The sequence below is a fragment of the Streptomyces sp. DSM 40868 genome (assembly GCF_011820545.1).
GTDB lineage: Bacteria > Actinomycetota > Actinomycetes > Streptomycetales > Streptomycetaceae > Streptomyces > Streptomyces eurythermus.
Window position 1 is genome coordinate 4,338,192 of record NZ_CP050504.1, and the last position, 14,853, is coordinate 4,353,044.

The window sequence follows — 14,853 nt, forward strand, 5'->3', positions numbered from 1 at the left end:
TACGCGAACGATGGAGGGGGCATGGGACAGGGGCGGGGCTGGGAAGGCGCGGTCCTACGACTGCTGCGCGCCAAGGACTTCGTACTGACCGTCCTCGAGACCGAGGACGTGACCCCTCACTACCGGCGGCTCCGGCTGAGCGACGGCGGGCTGCTCGCCGCGACCGGCGTCCACCCGACGATGTGGGTCCGGCTGTGGTTCACCGACCAGGGCCGGCCGCACCAGCGGGCCTACACCCTGGTCGACCCCGACCCGGCCACCGGCACCTTCGGCCTCGAATTCGCCCTGCACGAGGGCGTGGCCTCCGACTGGGCCCGGACCGCGCGGCCCGGCGACACCGTCGAGGCGACCGTCCAGGGCACCGGCTTCCAGGACCCCGACCCCGCACCCTCCCACCTCGTCGCGATCGGCGACCCGGCCTCGCTGCCCGCCGTCAACTCCCTCCTCGCTGCCCTGGGTCCGGCCCCGGCGACCGTCTGGTTCGAGGGCGACCCGGCGGGACTGCCCTGCCGGGCCGAGCCCGGCCGGCACGAGATCCGGCCGGTGCCCCGCCGGGACGCGGGCGCCCACCTGGTGGAACGGGTCCGCGCCGAGCTGCCCGCCGTCCTCGCCGGCACCCCGCACCCGTACGTCTGGATCGCCTGCGACACCGCCACCACCCGCACCCTCGCGGCCTACGTGCGCAAGGAACTGGGCGTGCCGAAACAGCGGGTGCACGCGCTCGGGTACTGGCGCGCCCAGCCCGCGCCCCGGGGAACGGACTGAGCGGGCGGGGCGGGCGGGGGCGCGGGATCATCGACGCATGGACGTCACCCTGCACCTCGCCCAGGACCCCGCGGCCGACGCGCTGCTCGGGCGCTCCCCGCTCGCCGCGCTGACCGGGATGCTGCTGGACCAGCAGATCCCGATGGAGTGGGCGTTCAAGGGCCCCCGGACCATCGCCGACCGGCTCGGCACCGAGGACCTGGACGCCCACGAGATCGCCGCGATGGACCCGGAGGCCTTCGCGGCGCTGCTCTCCGAGAAGCCCGCGGTGCACCGCTACCCGGGCTCGATGGCCAAGCGCGTCCAGCAGTTGTGCCAGTACCTCGTCGAGCACTACGACGGGGACGCGGAGGCGGTCTGGCGGGACGCCGGCAGCGGGCCGGAGCTGCTGCGCCGGCTCCAGGAGCTGCCGGGGTTCGGCAAGCAGAAGGCGCAGATCTTCCTGGCCCTGCTCGGCAAGCGGCTCGGGGTCACCCCGCAGGGCTGGCGGGAGGCCGCCGGCGCCTACGGCGAACCCGGCTCCTTCCGGTCCGTCGCCGACATCACCGGCCCGGAGTCGCTGGCCAAGGTGCGCGCCCACAAGCAGGAGATGAAGGCGGCGGCCAAGGCGGCGAAGAAGTAGCGGACCAGCCTCCCCCGTTCGGCCCACCCCAGTGGCCGCCGCCCTCCGCCCGCTCCCAGCATGAGGCATGACCGAGGCACCGAGCGGCGGCCCCGCCGGGGACCGTGAGTACGACGACCGGCACGTCCACGCGACGGAACCGTCCCGGGGGCACCCGGCGGCGGAACCGGCCCGCGGCCACCCGGAACCGGAACTGCCGTTCGAGGGCCCGCTGCACGCCCTGTCCCGGGCCGCCTGGCAGACCGTCCTGCTCACCGGGATCGGCTCCCTGGTGCTCGGCGTCCTGGTGCTGGTCTGGCCGGGCGCCTCCCTGCTCGCCGCCGGCGTCCTCTTCGGCCTGTACCTGCTCTACACCGGTGTCTTCCAGCTGGTCTCCGCCTTCGGCACCCATCAGGCGACCTCGCTGCGGGTACTGGCCTTCATCAGCGGCGCGCTGTCGATCCTGCTCGGCCTGCTCTGCTTCCGCGGGCCCACGCGGTCGCTGCTGCTGCTCGCCCTGTGGATCGGCATCGGCTGGCTGTTCCGGGGGATCACCCAGTTCCTGGCCGCCGTGCACGATCCCCGGATGCCCGCCCGGGGCTGGCAGATCTTCCTCGGGGTCCTCACCTTCGTCGCCGGTGTCGTGCTCATCGACTCGCCCTTCGAGTCGGTCGCGGTGCTCACCCTCGTCGGCGGGATCTGGCTGGTCGCGGTGGGCGTCGGGGAGATCCTCACCGCGCTGCGCATGCGCGGCCGGGCCCGCCGGGTGCCCCGGACGCTGTGAACCCCGGCCCCCCGGCACCCCGGCCCGGTCCCCGGGCACCCCGGCCCGGGGCTACCGTCTCCGCCGGGCCGTGCCGAACAGGGACCGGGTGATCTCCCGGCCCAGCTGGGTGCCGACCGAGCGGGCCAGCGATCTGAACACACCGCTGTTCACCACCTGTTCCACCAGCGACGGCTCCTCCATGGGCCGTTGCCGGGCCGTCGGTGCCGGTGCCGGTGCCGTTTCCGGGGGCCGGGCCGCGCTCAGCCTCTCGTACGCCGACTCCCGGTCCACAGCCTGTGCATAACGTCCGTGGAGCGGCGAGCGGCGGACCGCCTCGTCCAGCCCGGCGGTGTCCACCGGGCCCATCAGGGACTGAGGGGCGCGCAGCCGGGTGGCGGCGACCGGGGTGGGCGCGCCGGTCTCGCCCAGCACGGTCACCACGGCCTCGCCGGTGCCCAGCCCGGTGAGCAGTTCCTCGAGGTCGTACGCCGATTCGGGGAAGGTCCGCACGGTCGCCCGCAGGGCCTTGTGGTCGTCCGGGGTGAAGGCGCGCAGCGCGTGCTGGATCCGGTTGCCGAGCTGGGCGAGGACGTCGCCGGGCACGTCCTTCGGGGTCTGGGTGACGAAGAAGACACCGACGCCCTTGGAGCGGATCAGCCGCACGGTCCGGGTGACGGACTCCAGGAACGCCTTGGAGGCGTCGTCGAACAGCAGATGCGCCTCGTCGAAGAAGAAGACCAGTTTCGGCCGGTCCACGTCGCCGACCTCGGGCAGGTCGTGGAAGAGGTCGGCGAGCAGCCACATCAGGAAGGTGGAGAACAGCAGCGGCTTGTCCTGGACGGCGGGCAGCTCCAGGACCGAGACGATCCCCCGGCCGTCCGGTGCCGTGCGCAGCAGATCGGCCGTGTCGAACTCCGGCTCGCCGAAGAAGTCCGCCATGCCCTGCGCCTCGAACGCCGTCAGCGAGCGCAGGATCACCCCGGCGGTGGCGGAGGACAGCCCGCCGACGGACCTCAGCTCGGCCCTGCCCTCGTCGGAGGTGAGGAAGGCGGTGACCGCGCGCAGGTCCTTGAGGTCGACCAGCTCCAGGCCCTTGGTGTCGGCGTAGTGGAAGATCAGGGCGAGGGACTGCTCCTGGGTGCGGTTCAGCCCGAGCACCTTGGCCAGCAGCAGCGGGCCGAAGCTGGTGACAGCGGCCCGTACTGGAATGCCGTGGCCGAGACCGCCGAGCGCGTAGAACTCCGCGGGGCAGCCGGCCGGGGTCCACTCCTGGCCGACCTCGCCGGCCCGTCGCCGTACCCGGTCGCCGTCCTGTCCGGGCCGGGCGATGCCGGACAGGTCGCCCTTGACGTCGGCGAGGAACACCGGCACGCCCCGCGCCGACAGCTGCTCGGCGATCAGCTGGAGGGTCTTGGTCTTGCCGGTGCCGGTGGCGCCCGCGACCAGGCCGTGCCGGTTGAGCACGGACAGCGGGACGCGGACCGGCGCGCCGGGAAGGCACCGCCCGTCCCACAGGAGCGCGCCGAGGTCGAGCGCGGGGCCGGTGAAGGCGTAACCGGAGGCGATCCGGCGGGCCGGGTCGGGCAGTGCGGCGGCCCGCGGGGTGCCGACGGGCGGCACGGACTCGCTGTCACTCATCTCCGGCCCCTGTTCCCCTGGCGGCCCGTATGACCGTTTGGTCCGTCTTTCACCTGTCTTTGATCCGTCTTTTCAAGCGTCGCACCGGGCCGCCATGGCTGCGCCCGGAACGTCTGGGCCGGTAGGCTTTCCGTGTGATCTTCAAGCGCATCGGAAACGGCCGGCCGTACCCCGACCACGGCCGGGAGAGCACCCGGCAGTGGGCGGACGTCGCGCCGCGCCCGGTCCGCCTCGATCAGCTCGTCACGACCAAGCAGCAGCTCGATCTGGAGACCCTGCTCGCGGAGGACTCGACGTTCTACGGCGACCTCTTCGCGCACGTCGTGAAGTGGCAGGGCGACCTCTACCTGGAGGACGGGCTGCACCGCGCGGTCCGCGCCGCCCTCCAGCAGCGCCAGGTGCTGCACGCACGCGTGCTCGAACTCGACTGACCCGGCACGACACGGCCGTTGACCCTTTCGGGTTCCGCTGAGCCCCCTCGGCTGATCATCTGATAGGCATCGCCGCCCGGGCGCACTACGCTGCGTTCATGAGCATGCTGACTCCCCCCGGCATGGGCGGCCAGTACCGGATCACGGGGGACAAGTACCCCCGCATGCGTCCGTCCCGTCGGCGCGGCAGGCTCGTGGCCGCGGCGGTGGCCTCCGCCGCCGTGCTCGGCCTGCTCGGCTGGGGCACCGTGCAGCTCATCGACGTCTTCACCGGCGGCAGCGGCGGCACCACGGCGGCCGGCCGTACGGCGGACTGCCGCACCAAGGCCGCCGTCGCCGGGACCGGCCAGGCCCCCGCGGCCCGGGCGGAGTCCCTGCCCGCGCCCGGCCGGATCACCGTGAACGTCTACAACGCCACCCCGCGCAGCGGGCTCGCCAAGAAGACCGCGGAGGAACTGCGCCGGCGCGGCTTCAGGATCGGCAAGGTGGGCAACGCGGCCAAGGAGTACGACAAGAAGGTCAAGGGCCCGGGCCTGCTCCTCGGCTCCCCCGCCGCCCAGGACACCTCGCTGCGGGTGCTCGCCACCCAGCTGTCCGGCGCGTCCCCGCGCGCCGACGCCCGCAAGGGCGCCGACGTGGACCTGATCATCGGCGACGCCTTCAAGACCCTGACCCGTCAGCAGACGGCCGACAAGGCGGTGACGACGCTGACGGCCCCGGGCACCACGGCCCCCGCGAAGACCTGCTGATCAGCGCGCCCCGAAAGGGGCGCGGGAAACGGCGCGATCGGCCACGGCGCACCCCACTCGGGAACCGGACCCCGAAGGAACTACTCGGCGGACCCGTACAGCCGGTCCCCGGCGTCCCCGAGCCCCGGCACGATGTACCCCTGCTCGTTGAGGTGGTCGTCGACGGCCGCGGTGACCACGGTCACCGGCGTGCCCGCCAGCTCGCGCTCCACCACGGCGACGCCCTCGGGAGAGGCCAGCAGCACCACGGCCGTCACATCGTCCGCACCGCGCTTGATCAGCTCCCGGATCGCCGCGACCAGGGTGCCGCCCGTGGCCAGCATCGGGTCGAGCACGTACACCTGGCGGCCCGACAGGTCCTCCGGCATGCGCGAGGCGTACGTGGACGCCTCCAGCGTCTCCTCGTTGCGGATCATGCCCAGGAAGCCCACCTCGGCGGTCGGCAGCAGCCGGACCATGCCGTCCAGCATGCCGAGACCGGCCCGCAGGATCGGCACCACCAGCGGACGGGGGCGGGCCAGCTTCACACCCGTGGTGCGGGCGACCGGTGTCTGGATGTCGACGGCCTCGGTGCGCACGTCCCGCGTGGCCTCGTAGGCGAGCAGGGTGACCAGCTCGTCGGCGAGCCGCCGGAAGGTCGCGGAGTCGGTGCGCTGGTCGCGCAGCGTGGTGAGCTTGTGAGCGACCAGGGGGTGGTCGACGACATGGAGACGCATGCTCCTAACGGTACCTGCGCCTCCGGCCGCCCTCACGCTGGCGTCAAACCGGCCGTCCGGGGGAATGCGGTAAGGACGGAGTGGGGTGGTGTGACGTGTCCGACCTGCCTGACCAGCCCGAGAAACCCGAGACCGACGCCGAACGCCGCAGGCGGCGCGCCCGGTTCCTGCGCGATCTCGCCGAGGCCCGGGAGCTGCGCGCCCGGGTGCGGCCCCGGCGCACCAAGGCCGCCCGGCTGCGCCAGGCGCTGCGGATGAGCACGTTCCGCTGGTAGTCCCGCGGGGCCGTGACCGGCGCGGACGAGCGGCGCCCGCACCGGTGTTGGAGAGGTGGCCGTGCGTGAGCCCGGGGAAAAGCCGCGTACGATCCGCAGGTGGCCGCAATGAGTGCGCTGCTGAGCCGATCACGGATCCACGATCGAAACAGCCAGACACAGGGAGCCGAAGACGTCCCCTGAACGCCTTGTTTCTGCCACGATTCCGAGTGGGTGGGGCTCGGAGCCCAGCTCTTCCCGCCCATGTACCTCCGCCGGGGGGACCCCCAACCGGCACGCCTATGACCAGTGGGAGAGTCACGGTGTACTTCGCCGCACTGCTCGCGCGCACCGAAGACGGGTGGGAAGCGAGCGACACAGAGCTCGACGATGTGGAGACCCTGTCGGATCTGGCCGACCTGGCCCGGGAAGCCTCTCCCGACGAGGACACGGTGCTCGTCCTGATCGAACAGGAGGACTCCTGGTTCGGTGTCGTCCGCGTGGACGGCGAGGACGACCCTCGCATCTACGTCTCGGACGCCGCCGCCGCCCGCCGCAGCGCTTACGGGGAGCTGCTGCTCACCGACGAACTGCTCGGCCGGGAGCCCGGCGCGGACGACGGCCCGGACCTGGACGCCCTCGACCTCGACGGCACCGAGGACGGCGAGTCCGAGGACGACGACGAGGAGGTGGTCGGCGCCGCCGACGCGGTGACGCACAGCCCGGTGGGCGACAGCGGCATCCTCGACGACCTGGGCATCAGCGAGAAAGAGCTGCGTTCCCTGGACGCGAACGACGCGCTGAACACGATCGCCGAGGCGCTGGGCGCCTCGGAGGTGCTGGAGACCGTCCGCTGACCACGGCACGGAATCCGCAGGACACCCCGGACCCGGTACGGAGCCCCGAGGGCACCCCGGACCCGGTACGGGACCGCTGGCGGGCGGCGATGCGGCTCGCCCTGGACCAGGCCGGCCTGGCCGTCCGGGGCGGCGACGTCCCCGTCGGCGCCGTCGTGCTGTCCCCGGACGGTACGACGGTGCTCGGCGCCGGGCACAACGAGCGTGAGGCCACCGGCGATCCCACGGCCCACGCGGAGATCCTCGCCATCCGGCGGGCCGCTGCCACCCTGAACGAGGCGGCGGGCGCCGGGCGGCGGGCACGCGAGTGGCGGCTGACCGGCTGCACGCTCGTGGTGACCCTGGAACCGTGCACGATGTGCGCCGGCGCGCTCGTCCAGTCCCGGGTGGACCGGGTGGTCTACGGCGCCCGGGACGACAAGGCGGGCGCCGCCGGATCCCTGTGGGACGTGATCCGCGACCGGCGGCTCAACCACCGCCCGGAGGTGATCGAGGGCGTCCTCGCGGCGGAGTGCGCCCGGCCGCTCACGGAGTTCTTCCGGGACCGCTGATCGGGATCACCGGACCGCCGCCGGGATATCGATTTCGAACCATGCCGCCCCGTGCTGTAGGGTCTCCCTCGGTAGCGTGTCCGAGCGGCCGAAGGAGCTCGCCTCGAAAGCGAGTGTGGCGCAAGTCACCGAGGGTTCAAATCCCTCCGCTACCGCGCTTCGAAAGGCCCCGCCGTCCGGCGGGGCCTTTCGCGTGTTCCGGATCACAACGGACGGGCGCCCGTGGGCCGTCGGCCCGGCGCGCGGGGCCCGGAGGTTACACTCGCGGCCGGCGACAGGGGGCCTCGGGGCCCGGTACAGGGGAGGCCGTGGTGGCGGTGAACGTCAAGAAGATCGCCGTGTACGTACTGGTGGTCTTCGCGCTGTACGTGATCATCACGGACCCGGCCAAGGCGGCCGACTACGTCCAGATAGGCTTCGAAGGCATATCGGACGCGGCCGGGGCCATCGGGGACTTCATGACCTGGGCCGCCAACGGAGGAAAGAGCTGAGGTACCCCCATGATCCGTCATCTGGTCCTCTTCAAGCTCAACGAGGGTGTCGAGCGCGACGATCCGCGGGTCGTCGCGGGTGTCGAGACCTTCCGCGCCCTCGGCGGACAGATCGAGGAGGTGCGGTTCTGGGAGTGCGCCTGGAACATCAGCGACCGGCCCATCGCCTATGACTTCGCGATCAACTCGGCCGTCGACGACGCCGACGCCCTCAAGCGCTATCTGGAGCACCCCGCCCACCAGGCGGCCGGCGCACAGTGGCGCGAGTTCGCCACCTGGGTGATCGCCGACTACGAGTTCTGATCCCCGAGGCCCCCGAAAGCCCCCCGCCGGCCGTGTCCGGCGGGGGGCTTTCGCATGGCCACCCACCCGTCAACTTGTCGGTATCCGGCGACAACACGGCGTTATCAGGTGCTTGCACACAGTGCACATGTCTTGTGATGCTATGACCGCTTTTGACGGATGATTGACGGATGAAGAGGTGGCGTTGACCGTGTCGGCCAGTACTGCGCCCCCTCAGGACGAGGCGGCGTCCCCGACCCCGTCGGCCCCCGGAAAGCGGCGCGGCGCGGACACCCGCGCCCTGACCCAGGTGCTCTTCACCGAACTGAAGCAGCTGACCCCCGGCACGCCGGAGCACAACCGGGTGCGCGGGGCGCTGATCGAGGCGAACCTCCCGCTCGTACGCTACGCCGCCGCCCGTTTCCGCTCCCGCAACGAGCCGATGGAGGACGTCATCCAGGTCGGCACCATCGGCCTGATCAACGCCATCGACCGGTTCGACCCGGACCGGGGCGTGCAGTTCCCGACCTTCGCGATGCCCACCGTGGTCGGCGAGATCAAGCGCTACTTCCGCGACAACGTCCGCACCGTCCACGTCCCGCGCCGGCTGCACGAGCTGTGGGTGCAGGTCAACAGCGCGACCGAGGACCTGACCACGCTCTACGGCCGCTCGCCGAGCACCGCCGAGATCGCCGAGCGGCTGCGGATCAGCGAGGAGGAGGTGCTCAGCTGCATCGAGGCGGGGCGCTCCTACCACGCCACCTCGCTGGAGGCCGCCCAGGAGGGCGACGGACTGCCCGGCCTGCTGGACCGGATCGGCTACGAGGACCCGGCCCTGGACGGCGTCGAGCACCGCGACCTGGTCCGCCACCTCCTCGTCCAGCTCCCCGAACGGGAACAGCGCATCCTGCTGCTGCGCTACTACAGCAATCTGACGCAGTCCCAGATCAGCGCCGAGCTCGGCGTCTCCCAGATGCACGTCTCCCGGCTGCTCGCACGCAGCTTCCAGCGGCTGCGCTCCGCGAACCGCATCGACGCGTAACCCCCGAACGGTACGCGAACTCCCCCGCACCGGAACCGGAGCACGCCGGGTGTTCGTCTGGTGCATGACGGGCGCACGGAAGCACGGCACCGATGGTGCTGCATCGCAAACCCGATCGATCGGTAACCGGCGCGAGCGAATCGCTCACCAGGGCGGATGCCGACAGACACGGGCCGAAATGCCGTCAGACCCCTTCTCTCCAGCGGTGATTCACCCATCGCATGTCGACATGTCGGTACAGAGCGTTGCCGACATGTGACATTCTGCGGGAAGCGCGTTTGCCGTGGCTTCGGCTCCGGTATTCAGGTGAAGGCTGCGTTGCTCGTAGACGGCGCCGCCGCGACCGTCCCGCGACCCAAAGGGGGTGGCATGTCCGCAGACCAGGGCAGCTCGAAGGTGCTGACGCCGACGAAGAGCGAGGCAGCGCCCAAGGAGCTCGACGCTCTCGACGTCCTCGACGGATTCGAGGGTGTCACGGCCCTCGACGCCGTGCCTTCCCTCGACGCCGTGCCGGCCCTCGACACCGTGCCGGCCCAGGCCGTCGACCCGTCCGCCGAAGCGCTCCCGGCCCCGCAGGCGGCGGCGAACATCGACACCCGCACCCTGTCCCGGTCGCTGTTCCTGCGCCTGGCCGCGCTGGAGCAGGACAGCCCCGAGCGGGCGTACGTCCGGGACACCCTGATCGAGCTGAACCTCCCGCTGGTCCGGTACGCGGCGGCCCGCTTCCGCTCCCGCAACGAGCCGATGGAGGACATCGTCCAGGTCGGCACCATCGGCCTGATCAAGGCGATCGACCGGTTCGACTGCGAGCGGGGCGTGGAGTTCCCGACGTTCGCGATGCCCACCGTGGTCGGCGAGATCAAGCGGTTCTTCCGGGACACCTCGTGGTCCGTGCGGGTGCCGCGGCGCCTCCAGGAGCTGCGCCTGGCCCTGACCAAGGCCAGCGACGAGCTGTCCCAGAAGCTGGACCGCTCGCCCACGGTCACCGAACTGGCCGCCGTGCTCGGCGTCTCCGAGGAGGACGTGGTCGACGGCCTCGCGGTCGGCAACGCCTACACCGCCTCCTCCCTCGACTCCCCGGCCCCCGAGGACGACGGCGGCGAGGGCTCGCTGGCCGACCGGCTCGGCTACGAGGACACGGCGCTGGAGGGCGTGGAGTACCGCGAGTCCCTCAAGCCCCTGCTGGCCAAACTCCCGCCCCGGGAACGCCGGATCATCATGCTGCGCTTCTTCGCCAACATGACGCAGTCGCAGATCGGCGAGGAGGTCGGCATCTCCCAGATGCATGTCTCCCGGTTGCTCACCCGGACGCTGGCCCAGCTGCGCGAGGGCCTGATCTCGGACTGAGGTCCGCCGCCCGATTCCTGACTGACGTTCCATCAGTCACCGTGTGCGGATGCCGCGTACCGGGGTACCACACACGACGGCACGGACACGCGGCCGCCGGGGCGCCGTCACGGCGGCTTCGGCGGCCGTCGTCGTCCTGGGCGCGGTGCGGCCACGTGCGGGGGGGCAGCCCGGGTGGCGGTTGCACCGCGGGCGGCGCGGACCGGGGCGGACCGACGGCCGTGGCGACGACGGAGCCGGTGACGCCGGTGCCGCTGGACGGGCCCGCGGCGGGCGGGGCGAGCGGAGGGGACGCCCCGCACGCGAGCGACCTGGCGGCACGCACGCGAGGCCCGGCCGGTCACGCGAGCGCCGGCACCCCGGGGCACGGCGGGCACGCACGGCGCGGCCCCCGGCGCCCCCGGAAGGAGCGGCGGACAGGACGACCGTACGACGGCGCCCCGACGGCCTCGGCGCCCCCGGCCGCCACGCCCGCGCCGGGCGCCACGACCGGCGGCCCGGCGCCCGGCCGTACGACGCCCGCCGCGCTGTCCTGGGGGGAGCCGGTGACCGGGGGCACCGACCGGCGCCGGTGTCAGGAGGTGACCGTCACCTTCCACAACTCGGGCGGTACGGCGGTGCGTTCGGGCTCGGTGACGTTCGGGACGCACATCATCGGCGCGCTCGGTGTGGACGGGGGGACGGTGGAGTCGACCGTTCCGCTGCCGGTGCCGCTCGCTGCGGGCGCGCGGCGGAGCCCGGCGTGGACGGTGTGCGTGGACGCGTGGAGGGTGCCGCTCGGGATGCGCGTGGAGACGCGCGAGGTCTCGGCCGACCGGGACCGAGCCCCTTACGGGCCGGCCCCTACTTCAGCGCCAGCCAGGCGACGCCGGCCACCACGACGAGCGCCACGATGACGCCGACGATCACACCGAGCCGGGGGCCGGAGGAGGAGGCCGCCTGCCGCTGCCCCTGCCGCCCCTGGGGCGCCTCGTCGACGAAGGCGCGGAACATCTGGGTGCTGCCTGCGGGGTCGTAATTGCCCTGGGGGCCCTGGGTGTTAGCCATGCCCCGAGACCCTAGCGAATCCAGGTGACCTGCCCAAGTGCGGGGCCTTCGGGACAGACGGGGGCACCCCACCCGCACTCACCTGCACATTTACGTTAGCAATACTTGCCTTTGCCAAGTTTTTGCAGCGGCCACCCCCATGATTGTTTGCCTTCAGCAACCAAACAGTCCTATGGTTGCCCCAAGCAACGAATACGGGAGGTGTGATGGCCGAGCGGGCGCAGTTTGAAGAGCTGGCGCGTCAGCTCAGTGCCGTCGGAGCCGTGAAACGGGACATGGGGCGGATCCTGCCGCCCGACTGCCCGGCAGGCTCGGCCGCCGTGCTGACCCTGCTCGGCCGCCACGGCGACATGCGCATGAGCAAGCTCGCGGAACTGCTCGCCGTGGACATGTCGGTCACCAGCCGGCATGTCGCGCACGTGGCCGCACGCGGCTGGATCGAGCGGCTCCCGGACCCGGCGGACAAACGGTCGCGCATCCTGCGCCTGACCCCGGAGGGTCTGGACCAGCTCGACGAGCTGTCCCGGCGGACCACGCATCTGCTCGCCGAACGGCTGGCGGACTGGACCGACGACGAGGTCGGCCAGCTGATCCGGCTGATGACGCGACTGCGCGACTCGTTCGGCGACTGCCGGTCCGCCCCGGTCCGGCTCCCCGCCCCCGTAGTCGATGAGACCACCCGTACACCCGCAAGCACGTAAGAAAAGGAAGCCCATGGCAACGACCACACCAGCCGGTGTGCGGGCTCACGCCAAGCACGGGGGAGGCCAAGGCGACGCCCCGATGACGCACCGGCAGATCATGGAGGCCCTGTCCGGGCTGCTGCTCGGCATGTTCGTGGCGATCCTGTCGTCCACGATCGTCTCCAACGCCCTGCCGGAGATCATCGGGGACCTCGGCGGCGGCCAGTCCGCCTACACCTGGGTGGTCACGGCCGCCCTGCTGTCGATGACCGCGGCCACTCCCCTGTGGGGCAAGCTCGCCGACCTGTACAGCAAGAAGGCTCTCGTCCAGATAGCCCTCATCATCTACGTCGTCGCCTCCATGGCGGCCGGTCTGTCGCAGAACCCCGGCATGCTCATCACCTTCCGGGTGTTCCAGGGCATCGGCGTCGGCGGTCTGTCCGCCCTGGCCCAGATCGTCATGGCCGCGATGATCTCCCCGCGCGAGCGCGGCCGGTACTCCGGCTACCTCGGCGCCACCTTCGCCGTCGCCACCGTCGGCGGCCCGCTGCTCGGCGGTGTCATCACCGACACCTCCTGGCTGGGCTGGCGCTGGTGCTTCTACGTCGGTGTGCCCTTCGCGATCCTCGCGCTGATCGTGCTGCAGAAGACCCTGCACCTGCCCGTGGTCAAGCGCCAGGTCAAGGTCGACTGGGGCGGCGCGACCCTGATCGCCGCCGCCGTCTCCCTGCTGCTGGTCTGGGTCACCTTCGCCGGTGACAAGTACGACTGGCTGTCCTGGCAGACCTACGCGATGGTCGGCGGTTCGATCGTCCTCGGCGCGCTGTTCGTGCTCGCGGAGTCCAAGGCGAGCGAGCCGATCATCCCGCTGCGCCTGTTCAAGAACCGCACGATCACGCTGGCCTCGCTCGCCTCGCTGTTCGTCGGTATCGCGATGTTCACCGGCACCGTGTTCTTCAGCCAGTACTTCCAGCTGGCCCGCGACAAGTCCCCGACCATGTCGGGCGTCATGACCATCCCGATGATCGGCGGTCTGTTCGTCTCCTCGACCGTCTCCGGTCAGTTCATCACCCGCACCGGCCGCTGGAAGGCGTGGCTGGTCAGCGGTGGCGTGCTGGTCACGGCCGGACTGATGCTGCTCGGCGGCATCCGGTACGACACGGACTACTGGAAGATGGCCGTCTTCATGGCCCTGCTGGGTCTCGGCATCGGCATGATGATGCAGAACCTGGTGCTCGCCACGCAGAACCAGGTGGCGCCCTCCGACCTCGGCTCGGCCAGCTCCACGGTCACCTTCTTCCGCTCCCTCGGCGGTGCGGTCGGCGTCTCCGCGCTCGGTGCCGTGATGTCCCGCCGGATCACCCACTACGTCCAGGACGGCGTCGCCGCGCTGGACCCGAAGTCCCAGGCCGCGCTGGCCGGCAGCTCCGGCTCCACCGACAGCATCCCGGACATGGACAAGCTCCCGGCGCCCATCCGGACGCTGATGGAGAGCGCCTACGGCCACGGCATCGCCGACGTCTTCTTCATCGCCGGCTGCCTCGCCGCCGTCGCCTTCCTGATCACGCTGTTCATCAAGGAGGTCCCGCTGAAGACCAAGGGCGCGCTCGCGCAGTCCGCCGACGGCGACACCCCGGCCCAGGCCGAGACCCCGGCCGCCGCCCAGGCCGCCCAGGCCCCGGTGCCGGCCGCGGTCGCCCAGACCGCCCCGGCCGCGTCCGACGGCACCGCCGCCGACACACCGGCCCATGGCGGCCGTCGCCACGATCGCCGAGCCCGGCGCGGGCCACGGCGGCACCCCGGTGCACGGCTTCGTCCGCGGCGCCGAGAGCGCCCCGGTCCCGCAGGCCGCGGTCACCCTGATCTCGCTGTCCGGCCGCCAGCTGGGCCGCTCGGTCGCCCAGGCCGACGGTTCCTACGCGCTGAACGCCCCCGGCACCGGCAGCTACGTCCTGATCGCCTCCGCCGACGGCTACCAGCCGCAGGCCTCCACCATCGTGGTGGGCGAGGAGCCGGTGGCGTACGACATCCTGCTCAGCGGCACCAGCGGGCTGACCGGTGTGGTCCGGGCCGCCGGGAGCGCGCTGCCGGTCAAGGACGCCATGGTGATCGTCACCGATGTGCGCGGTGACCTGCTGGCCACCGCCGCCACCGGCGAGCAGGGCGACTTCGCCCTCGCCGACCTGGTGCCCGGCACGGTGACCGTCGCGGTCAACGCGAGCGGATACCGGCCGCGGGCCCTGCCGGTCGAGGTCGGCGCCACCGGTGTCACCCGGATCGAGGTCGACCTGGACGCCGGCGCCCGGCTCCAGGGTGTCGTCCGGGCCCCGCACGGCCCGCTGGCCGACGCCCGGGTCACCCTGGTCGACCAGGCGGGCAACGTGGTCGGCACCGCGACCACCGGGGCGGACGGCGCGTACGCCTTCACCGACCTGGACGGCGGCGAGTACACCGTCATCGCGACCGGCTACCCGCCGGTGGCCACCGCGCTGACCGTGACCGGCCCCGGCGTGGACGGCCACGACATCGAACTCGCCCACCCCGGCGAGTAGGCACACCCCGGCCCGTGGCGGTGCGCGCCCTGAGCGGAGGGCGCGCCCGCCGCGGGCCGGTCTCGTACGAGCAATTTTTGA

16 protein-coding genes, 1 tRNA gene and 1 pseudogene are annotated in these 14,853 nt (G+C 72.1%); 15 read left to right on the top strand and 3 right to left on the bottom strand.

From position 1 onward, the window contains the following. Positions 1-21: 21 nt before the first annotated feature. The 3 genes from HB370_RS19725 to HB370_RS19735 all read left to right on the top strand — a co-directional run bounded on the left by HB370_RS19725 (position 22) and on the right by HB370_RS19735 (position 2,150). On the top strand, positions 22-765 hold the full coding sequence (locus HB370_RS19725) for a siderophore-interacting protein (RefSeq protein WP_030786049.1): 744 nt from the start codon (positions 22-24) through the stop codon (positions 763-765). A gap of 37 nt (positions 766-802) precedes the next feature. Next, positions 803-1,387, top strand: a complete 585-nt coding sequence (locus tag HB370_RS19730) for an HhH-GPD-type base excision DNA repair protein (protein ID WP_030786052.1) — start codon at positions 803-805, stop codon at positions 1,385-1,387. Positions 1,388-1,454: 67 nt separating this feature from the next. Then, a complete protein-coding gene (locus HB370_RS19735; protein WP_030786055.1) occupies positions 1,455-2,150 on the top strand; it encodes an HdeD family acid-resistance protein in 696 nt (231 codons plus the stop codon). Positions 2,151-2,201: 51 nt separating this feature from the next. Here the strand turns inward: HB370_RS19735 and HB370_RS19740 are convergent, their stop codons facing one another. Beyond that, positions 2,202-3,770 (bottom strand): helicase HerA-like domain-containing protein, encoded by a 1,569-nt coding sequence (locus HB370_RS19740; protein ID WP_030786058.1) that lies wholly within the window; start codon positions 3,768-3,770, stop codon positions 2,202-2,204. A gap of 134 nt (positions 3,771-3,904) precedes the next feature. Between HB370_RS19740 and HB370_RS19745 the strand changes: the two genes are divergently transcribed. Further along, complete coding sequence (locus HB370_RS19745; protein ID WP_004943146.1) at positions 3,905-4,201, top strand: type II toxin-antitoxin system VapB family antitoxin; 297 nt, start codon at positions 3,905-3,907, stop codon at positions 4,199-4,201. A 98-nt stretch (positions 4,202-4,299) separates the two neighbouring features. Further along, positions 4,300-4,950 carry a LytR C-terminal domain-containing protein gene (locus HB370_RS19750; protein ID WP_078637603.1) on the top strand — a complete coding sequence of 217 codons (651 nt, stop codon included), beginning with the start codon at positions 4,300-4,302 and terminating at the stop codon, positions 4,948-4,950. Between the two features lie 80 nt (positions 4,951-5,030). On the opposite strand, the gene upp is transcribed toward HB370_RS19750, so the two are convergent. Then, positions 5,031-5,666: a uracil phosphoribosyltransferase gene (upp, locus tag HB370_RS19755; RefSeq protein ID WP_030786066.1), complete on the bottom strand. Its 636-nt coding sequence runs from the start codon at positions 5,664-5,666 to the stop codon at positions 5,031-5,033. Positions 5,667-5,761: 95 nt separating this feature from the next. On the opposite strand from upp, the gene HB370_RS19760 reads away from it, so the two are divergent. The 8 genes from HB370_RS19760 to HB370_RS19795 all read left to right on the top strand — a co-directional run bounded on the left by HB370_RS19760 (position 5,762) and on the right by HB370_RS19795 (position 10,490). Beyond that, positions 5,762-5,941 carry a hypothetical protein gene (locus tag HB370_RS19760; RefSeq protein ID WP_030786069.1) on the top strand — a complete coding sequence of 60 codons (180 nt, stop codon included), beginning with the start codon at positions 5,762-5,764 and terminating at the stop codon, positions 5,939-5,941. A gap of 302 nt (positions 5,942-6,243) precedes the next feature. After that, on the top strand, positions 6,244-6,777 hold the full coding sequence (locus tag HB370_RS19765) for a hypothetical protein (protein WP_030786072.1): 534 nt from the start codon (positions 6,244-6,246) through the stop codon (positions 6,775-6,777). An 89-nt stretch (positions 6,778-6,866) separates the two neighbouring features. Continuing rightward, on the top strand, positions 6,867-7,328 hold the full coding sequence (gene tadA, locus HB370_RS19770) for a tRNA adenosine(34) deaminase TadA (RefSeq protein WP_030786075.1): 462 nt from the start codon (positions 6,867-6,869) through the stop codon (positions 7,326-7,328). Positions 7,329-7,398: 70 nt separating this feature from the next. Further along, positions 7,399-7,483 (top strand) — tRNA-Ser (locus HB370_RS19775). Positions 7,484-7,639: 156 nt separating this feature from the next. Then, entirely contained in the window at positions 7,640-7,819 is a 180-nt protein-coding gene (locus tag HB370_RS19780) for a hypothetical protein (RefSeq protein WP_030786078.1), read from the top strand. 9 nt (positions 7,820-7,828) lie between these two features. After that, entirely contained in the window at positions 7,829-8,122 is a 294-nt protein-coding gene (locus tag HB370_RS19785) for a Dabb family protein (RefSeq protein WP_030786080.1), read from the top strand. A 184-nt stretch (positions 8,123-8,306) separates the two neighbouring features. Next, the gene (locus HB370_RS19790; protein WP_030786081.1) at positions 8,307-9,143 is read left to right on the top strand and encodes an RNA polymerase sigma factor SigF; all 837 of its coding nucleotides are present in this window, start codon (positions 8,307-8,309) and stop codon (positions 9,141-9,143) included. Between the two features lie 369 nt (positions 9,144-9,512). Further along, a complete protein-coding gene (locus HB370_RS19795; protein ID WP_030786084.1) occupies positions 9,513-10,490 on the top strand; it encodes an RNA polymerase sigma factor SigF in 978 nt (325 codons plus the stop codon). An 843-nt stretch (positions 10,491-11,333) separates the two neighbouring features. Here the strand turns inward: HB370_RS19795 and HB370_RS19800 are convergent. Further along, entirely contained in the window at positions 11,334-11,537 is a 204-nt protein-coding gene (locus tag HB370_RS19800; protein WP_030786087.1) for a hypothetical protein, read from the bottom strand. Between the two features lie 206 nt (positions 11,538-11,743). Here HB370_RS19800 and HB370_RS19805 point away from each other — a divergent pair, with 206 nt between their 5' ends. Together HB370_RS19805 and HB370_RS19810 are read left to right on the top strand one after the other, a co-directional pair. Beyond that, positions 11,744-12,238, top strand: a complete 495-nt coding sequence (locus HB370_RS19805; protein WP_030786090.1) for a MarR family transcriptional regulator — start codon at positions 11,744-11,746, stop codon at positions 12,236-12,238. Positions 12,239-12,320: 82 nt separating this feature from the next. Beyond that, positions 12,321-14,772, top strand: a pseudogene (locus tag HB370_RS19810) (MFS transporter). Positions 14,773-14,853 lie beyond the last annotated feature (81 nt).